Annotated in this window: 9 protein-coding genes; 2 read left to right on the top strand and 7 right to left on the bottom strand. The window is 70.2% G+C overall.

Annotated elements, in window-relative coordinates:
- Positions 1–598: LysR family transcriptional regulator substrate-binding protein (locus tag AC1DY5_RS35955; RefSeq protein ID WP_478119265.1), on the top strand; the 598-nt coding region annotated here is incomplete at its 5' end.
- 12 nt (positions 599–610) lie between these two features.
- Here AC1DY5_RS35955 and AC1DY5_RS35950 read toward each other — a convergent pair.
- The 7 genes from AC1DY5_RS35950 to AC1DY5_RS35920 are packed head-to-tail and all read right to left on the bottom strand — an operon-like array spanning position 611 to position 5,760.
- Positions 611–1,075: a CopD family protein gene (locus AC1DY5_RS35950; RefSeq protein WP_478119264.1), complete on the bottom strand. Its 465-nt coding sequence runs from the start codon at positions 1,073–1,075 to the stop codon at positions 611–613.
- Between the two features lie 36 nt (positions 1,076–1,111).
- Positions 1,112–1,585 carry a hypothetical protein gene (locus AC1DY5_RS35945; protein WP_478119263.1) on the bottom strand — a complete coding sequence of 158 codons (474 nt, stop codon included), beginning with the start codon at positions 1,583–1,585 and terminating at the stop codon, positions 1,112–1,114.
- 8 nt (positions 1,586–1,593) lie between these two features.
- Positions 1,594–2,508: a glutaminase gene (locus AC1DY5_RS35940; RefSeq protein ID WP_478119262.1), complete on the bottom strand. Its 915-nt coding sequence runs from the start codon at positions 2,506–2,508 to the stop codon at positions 1,594–1,596.
- Complete coding sequence (locus AC1DY5_RS35935; protein WP_478119261.1) at positions 2,505–3,407, bottom strand: DMT family transporter; 903 nt, start codon at positions 3,405–3,407, stop codon at positions 2,505–2,507. Before AC1DY5_RS35935 ends, AC1DY5_RS35940 begins: the two co-directional genes overlap by 4 nt.
- A 44-nt stretch (positions 3,408–3,451) precedes the next feature.
- Positions 3,452–3,952, bottom strand: coding sequence for a BON domain-containing protein (locus AC1DY5_RS35930; RefSeq protein WP_478119260.1), 501 nt, complete (start codon positions 3,950–3,952; stop codon positions 3,452–3,454).
- Positions 3,949–4,485, bottom strand: a complete 537-nt coding sequence (locus tag AC1DY5_RS35925) for a flavin reductase family protein (RefSeq protein ID WP_478119259.1) — start codon at positions 4,483–4,485, stop codon at positions 3,949–3,951. The genes AC1DY5_RS35930 and AC1DY5_RS35925 overlap by 4 nt, the downstream gene beginning before the upstream one ends.
- 45 nt (positions 4,486–4,530) lie before the next feature.
- Entirely contained in the window at positions 4,531–5,760 is a 1,230-nt protein-coding gene (locus AC1DY5_RS35920) for a nucleoside recognition domain-containing protein (RefSeq protein ID WP_478119258.1), read from the bottom strand.
- Between the two features lie 55 nt (positions 5,761–5,815).
- Here AC1DY5_RS35920 and AC1DY5_RS35915 point away from each other — a divergent pair.
- Positions 5,816–7,016 (top strand): alkaline phosphatase D family protein (locus AC1DY5_RS35915; protein ID WP_478119257.1); only part of this gene is annotated, 1,201 nt, incomplete at its 3' end.

Raw genomic sequence — 7,016 nt, 5'->3', positions numbered from 1 at the left:
GGGCACCTCGACCGGCGTGGTGGTCGATCTGCTGCCGCAGGTACTCGAAGCCCTGGAGCACAGTCACCCCGGCATCGACGTCGAGGTCAGCATCCTGGGCTCGAACGAGGCGATGTCCCGGCTCGCCATGGGCACGATTGACATCGGCCTGGTGGCGGTGCCGCAGCCGCCGCTGCGCGACCTTGTCGTGACGCGCTGGCGCAGCCAGCCGATGATGGCCTTCGTGCCGCGCAAGTGGAAGACGCCGCAGCGCGCGACGCCGAAGTGGCTGGCCCAGCAGCCCTTGATCGCCAACGACAGCAGCACCCACATGTACCGGTTGACGACCGAATGGTTCGCGGCCGCGGGCGAGGCGCCGCGGCCCCGCATCGAGCTCAACTACGACGCCGCGATGCGCAGCCTGGTGGCCGCCGGCTACGGCGCCGCGGTGCTGCCCTTGCTGCCGGCCAGCGACAACCCGAGCGACGAGCGCATGCGCATGCTGCCGCTGCGGCCGACGCTGGTGCGCCGGCTGGGCATCGCGCACCGGCCGCGCGCGGCGCTGGATGGCGCGACCGAGAGCGTGCTGCGGATCCTGGAGACGTTCAGCCAGCGCTAGGCTGGGCAGCGGTCAGAACGCCCGGCCGACCACCGCCAGTGCGAATACGATCACGCCCAGCACAAGGTTCACGCTGACCAGCTTGCGAATCGTGTTCAGGTTCGCTGCCGCCACCGGCCATTCGCGCGCCGCGACCGCGCGCAGCAGTCGCGGATAGGGCGCGAAGCGCAGGTGCAGGAACAGCGCCATCATCACCAGCCCGAGCGTCAGCATCGCATGCACGCTCCAGTGGACCCGGGCGAAGCCGCCGCGCGTCCAGACCAGCAGCAGGCCGGTCGCCAGCAGCACGCCGATGGCGGCCGAGACGCCGGCGAAGAAGCGCGACAACGCCGCCGCCATGAAGGGCAGGCGCAGCGGCGGCTCGAGGCAGGCGACCGCGGCAGGACGCACCGCGAAGTGCATCGTCGCCATGCCGCCGACCCAGAAGGCGGCGGCGAGCAGGTGGAGGAACAGCAGGAGGGCGGGAAGAAGAGGCATGGCGTAGCGTAGAGCAGAACGCCGATGCCCGCCGCCTCAGCGGGGTTTCTCGAATCCGCTGCCGATCCAGGTCTCCGCGCTGGCGGCGCTGAGCTTGAAGTCCGGCTTCACCCGCAGCTCGGCAAGCTCGCTGCCGGATTCGTCGTGGGCCCGAAGCATCGCGTGCGGGTTGTCCTCATCGGGCACGATCTGCAGCGACACGCGGATGCGTTCCGAGCCGGCGCCCACGCTGACGCTCTTGTTCAACTGCGCGTGCAACTGCTGTTCGTGTCGGCGCAGCACCTCGGACGCGGTCTTCACCAGCGTGTGGAAGGCCGGCGCATCGAGCGGCTTGGGGTTCTTCTTGTCGCGGCCCATGGTCCAGGGGCCGACCAGCGCCGGCTCGGGGTCGCCTTGCCGGGTCATCGCCACGGCCCAGCCGTCGTCGTCTTCGTTCTTGATCACGCGGGCGGTCCAGAGCTCGTCGCTCCAGACCGTGGCTTCCTGGATCGGAGGGGCAGTGTCTGTCATGTGTGCATTCAAAAAATGGAAAGACCGGTGCGGGTCGCGAACAGCTCGAGCGCCTTCAGGCCCAGCAGCGAGTTGCCGTTGGCGTCGAGCGCCGGAGACCAGACGCACAGTGTCAACTGGTCGGGCACCACGGCGACGATGCCGCCGCCGACGCCGCTCTTGCAGGGCAGGCCGATCGAGAAGGCCACGTCGCCGGCGGCGTCGTAGGTGCCGCAGGTCAGCATTAGCGCGTTGATGCGGCGCGTATGGCGTTCGGTCGTGACCTCGGGCTCGCCGTCGATCGGGTGCGCGCCGTCGCGGCACAGGAAGGCGGTGGCGCGCGCCAGTTGGCGGCAGTTCATGCGGATCGCGCACTGGTGGAAGTACAGGCTCAGCACTTTGCGCACGTCGTTGTCGATCTTGCCGAAGCTCTTCATGAAGTTCGCCAGCGCGATGTTGCGGAAGCCGGTCACGGCCTCAGAGGCGGCCACTTCCTCGTCGTAGGCGATCGCTTCGCCGCAGAGCGCCGACATCAGCGCCAGCAGGTCGGCCTTGGCGTGGCCCAGGCTCACGAGCCGGTCGGCGACCGCGATCGCGCCCGCATTGATGAAGGGATTGCGCGGTACGCCGTGCTCGTGCTCGAGCTGCAACAGCGAGTTGAAGGGGTTGCCCGAAGGCTCGCGGCCGATGCGCTCCCACAGCGCTTCGCCGAGCCGCCGCATCGCCAGCGTCAGCGTGAACAGCTTCGAGATGCTCTGGATCGAGAACGGCGTGTCGGCGTCGCCGGCCGAGGCCTCCTGGCCGTCGCAGGTTCGCAGTGCGATGCCGAACTGCTGCGCCGGCACCCGCGCCAGCGCCGGGATGTAGCTGGCCACCTGGCCCTCGGCGCCGAGCAGCGGACGGAGTTCGGCGTTGATGGCGTCGAGCACGGGCTGAAACTTCATGTGTCGGCTCCTGGCCGGCGATTCACCAGCACGATGCCGAGCGCCACGCCGGTTAGCGCCAGCACCAGTTGCAGCGTCAGCGCCTCCGCCAGCAGCGCCACGCCGAACACCAGCGCGAACAGCGGCGTGAGGAAGGTGAAGGAGGAGATGCGGGTGGCCGGGTAATGGCGCAGCAGCCACATCCAGGCCAGGTAGCTCGCGAAGGCGCCGATCACGGTCTGCAGGCCGATCGAGATCCAGGCATAGCCCGAGTAGGCGAAGCCCCAGCGCTCGCCGAGCAGCAGCGACAGCAGCGGCGAGACCGCGGCGGTCACCGCGATTTGATAGAAGAGCGTCTTCTCGGCACTGGCGGTGGCGAGCCGGGTGGTGCGGATGGTCAGCGTGGTCAGTCCCCACATCACGCCCGCGGCCAGGGCCAGCRCATCGCCGCGCAATTGCGCCGAGGTGCTGTGGCCGAAACTCTCGCTGAAGGCCAGCACCACGCCCGCGAAAGCGATCGCAAGACCGATCCATTGCAGGCCGCGCAAGCGCTCGGCCACCACCCAGCGCGGCAGCAGCAATGCGACCACGAAGGGCGAGGTGTAGAGGAACACTGTGAGCCGAGAGGCCGTCGTGAGCTGCAGCCCGAGGTAGATGCAGGTGAACTCGCCCGCGAACAGCGCGCCGGCCAGCAGGCCGCCCGGCAGCGTGCCGTCGCGCTCGAACAGCGGCACGCCGCGGCGCGCGCACCAGGCCCACAACAGCACGACCGCGCCGATCATGCGGATCGAGGCCTGCCACAGCGGCGGCACTTCGCCGACCGTGGTCTTGATCAGGATCTGCTGCAGGCCCCAGAAGGCGCAGCAGGCGAGCAGCAGGGCCGTGGCGCGGGGGTCGAGATGTTCCTTGCGTTCGATCATTCCTGGTGTCTCTGTTCTTCTTGTGGTGCGGCCGGCGCAAACCGTCAGGGGGACGCGACTGTATAAGGCGGGCGGCCGCGCGTGCCGACCATCAGTGCGGGCAGCACCACCTCGACGTCGGACACGCTGCGCGCGGCGCGGTCCAGCGCCGCGCCCATGGCGCGCGAGGGCACGCAGCCCTGCAGGTAGACCCAGCGCCGCTGGATGACGACCCACACGCTGGCGCGCCGCACGCCCGGCACGGCGGCCAGTGCAGCTTGCACCTTGGGCGCCAGCGGCTTGTCGTAGCGGTAGGCATTGCTGTCGGCGCAGCGCCCGGCCAGCCAGCAACTGGTGCCGCGCTCGAGGCGCGAGTGCATCTGCGCACGGCGTTCTTCCGCGGTCAGCAGCGGGCCTTCGGGCACCGGGCAATTGGGCATGCCCGACGCGACCTGGAAGAAAGGGTCGTCGAACCAGTTCTTCTTGTCGGGCTTCGGCGTCTCCTGTGCAGCGGCGGCTTCGACCGCGCAGGCCAGCGCCAGCAGCACCGCCGGCGCGGCCTTCAAAGCGGATGCTCCGTGTAGAAGCGCCCGCCGTGGAACAGCAGCGGCGAGGCGCCCGCGCTGTGCATGCAGCGCTCGACCTCGCCGACGAAGATCACGTGGTCGCCCTCGTCGTAGCGGCTGCGGTTGAAGCACTCGAAGCTGGCCGCGGCACCCACCAGCACCGGCGCGCCGCCGAGGCCTTCGGTGTAGTCGACCTCACGCCAGCGATCGACGTTCTTGGTCGCGAAACGCTCCGCGAGGCTCTTCTGGTTGGCGGCCAGGATGTTGATCGCATAGTGCGAGCCGGTGCGCAGGGCCGCCATCGAGGCCGCGCTGCGCGCGAGGCTCCACAGCACCAGCGGCGGATCGAGCGAGACGGAATTGAATGAGTTGGCCGTCAGGCCCACCAGCGTGCCGTTCGCGGCCCGCGCAGTGACGATGGTCACGCCGGTCGCGAACATGCCGAGCGATGCGCGGAACTCGTCGATGGAGAAGGAAGGCGGTTGCGCCTGGGCGGGAGCGGTCACGGGGGAGCGGGGCAGTTGGAGGTCCATTTTGGCCGATCGGCCGCGCGGCCGTCTGTCTTCCGCTCAGTGCGGTCAACCGAAGAACCAGTAGCCGACGCCGATCGCGGCCACGACGCCGGCCAGTTCCGCCAGCAGCGCGCAGCCGACCGCATGGCGCGCACGCTGGACCCCGACCGCGCCGAAGTACACCGCCAGCACGTAGAAGGTGGTCTCGGTGCTGCCCTGGATGGTGGCCGCGACCCGCGCCGCGAAGCTGTCGACGCCCTGGCTCTGCATGGTCTCGATCAGCATCGCGCGCGCCGCGCTGCCCGAGAAGGGCTTGACCAGCGCGGTCGGCAGGGCGTCGACGAAGCGCGTGTCCCAGCCGGTCCGGGCCACCGCCCAGCGGATGCCTTCGAGCGCCAGGTCGAGCGCGCCGGAGGCCCGCAGAACTCCGACCGCGCACAGCATCGCGACCAGGTAGGGCAGCAGGTTCTTGGCGACGTCGAAGCCCTCCTTGGCGCCTTCGATGAAGCACTCGTAGACCTTGACCCGCCGGATCGCGCCGACCAGCAGGAAGCCGATGATCAGCCCGAACAGCGTCAGGTTGCCGAGCAGCGAGGACAGCGTTGCCAGCGCCGCGGCCGACAGCGTGGCCAGCAGCGCCATGAAGCCGCCGAGCAGCAGCGCGCCGGGCAGCAGGTAGGCCAGCACCACCGGGTCCCAGAGCCGAAGCCGCTGCATGATGGCCACCGACAGCAGTCCGGCCAGCGTCGAGGCGCTGGTCGCCAGCAGGATCGGCAGGAACACCAGCGTCGGGTCTGCCGCGCCCTGCTGCGCGCGGTACATGAAGATCGTCACCGGCAGCAGCGTCAGCGAGGACGCATTGAGCACCAGGAACAGGATCTGCGCGTTGCTTGCCGTGTCCTTGCGCGGGTTCAGCGTCTGCAACTCGCGCATCGCCTTGAGCCCGATCGGCGTCGCCGCGTTATCCAGCCCCAGCGCATTGGCGGCGAAGTTGAGCGTGATCAGGCCGAGCGCCGGATGCCCGGCCGGCACCTCGGGCATCAGCCGGCGGAACAGCGGCCCGAGCAGCCGTGCCAGCCGGTCGACGATGCCCGCGGCCTCGGCGATGCGCAGGAAGCCGAGCCACAGCGTGAGCGTGCCGAACAGCAGCACCATCACCTCGACCGACAGCCTGGCCATCGCGAACAGGCTCTCGACCATGGCGGCGAACACGCTGGCGTCGCCGCCCAGCAGCCAGCGGCTCAGCGCCGCGGCCGCCGCGGTCAGAAAGAAGCCAAGCCACAGTCCGTTGAGCACGCCGATCCCCTGGTTGCGAATGCGCGCCGATCATAGGGGGCGCGACAATGCGCCCATGAGATGGCGTCGCAGGGAGTTGAATCGCGCAGAGTTGTGGCTTGCGCTGGGGGCCTGGGCGGCGCTGCCGGGGCGCGCGCAGGCCGCGCCGCGCTGGCGGGCCAACCCCTTCACGCTCGGCGTGGCGAGCGGCCAGCCACGGGCCGATGGCGTGGTGCTGTGGACCCGGCTGGCGCCCGAGGCCGATGACCTGGACCGGATCGCCGATGCGGCCTGCGTCGTGCAGTACGAGATCGCCACCGATGCCGCCCTGAAGCGCGTGGTTGCCCGAGGGGAACTCGCGACCGATGCATCACGCGGCTTCAGCGTGCATGTCGTGGCACTGGGCCTGCAGCCCCAGCGCGACTACTGGTACCGCTTTCGCTGCGGCGATGGGCAGAGCCCGGTCGGCCACACGCGCACCGCCCCGGCGCCGGACGCGGATGTGCGCCGCCTGAGGCTCGCGCTCGCTTCCTGCCAGCACTATGAGCAAGGCTTCTTCGTCGCGCACCGGGAGATCGCCGCGCGCGATCTCGACTTCGTGCTCTTCGTCGGCGACTACATCTACGAAGGCAGCAGTCCCGCGTACAGGCTGCGCCAGCACGGCGCGCCGACGCCGCACACGCTGGCCGCCTACCGCGAGCGGCATGCGCTCTACAAGCGCGACCCCGACCTGCAGGCCGCCCATGCCGCCCATCCGTGGATCCTGACCTGGGACGACCACAACGACTACTCCGGCGACCGCGAGCCCACCCACGACGACACGGCGCGCTTCCTGCGGCGGCGGGCCGCGGCCTACCAGGCCTACTTCGAGCACATGCCGCTGGCGCTGCCGCCGCAGGGCGCCGAGATGCGCATCCACGACCGCTTCGCCTGGGGCCGGCTGGCCGAGCTGTGGACCCTCGACTGCCGCCAGTACCGCAGCCACCATGCCTGCCCCGATCCGGCGCGCGATGTCGGCCGCAGCGTGACCGCCTGCACCGAACTGGCCGATCCCGCGCGGACGATGCTCGGCGCGGATCAGGAGCGCTGGCTGGCGCAGGGGCTGGCCGGCTCGAGCCGGCCATGGAAGCTGCTCGGCCAGTCGACGCAGATGAGCGCCACCGGCATCGACACGCCCGAGGGACGCCGGACCTGGACCGATGGCTGGGATGGCTACCCCGWGGCCCGGCGGCGCCTGCTGCAGGGCGCCGCCGAGGCCGGCGTGGACAACCTGGTGG

The sequence above is a fragment of the Variovorax sp. P4_D9 genome (assembly GCF_056401695.1).
The sequence above is the reverse complement of the archived record's forward strand: the minus strand, read 5'-3'. Positions and strand labels throughout refer to the sequence as shown.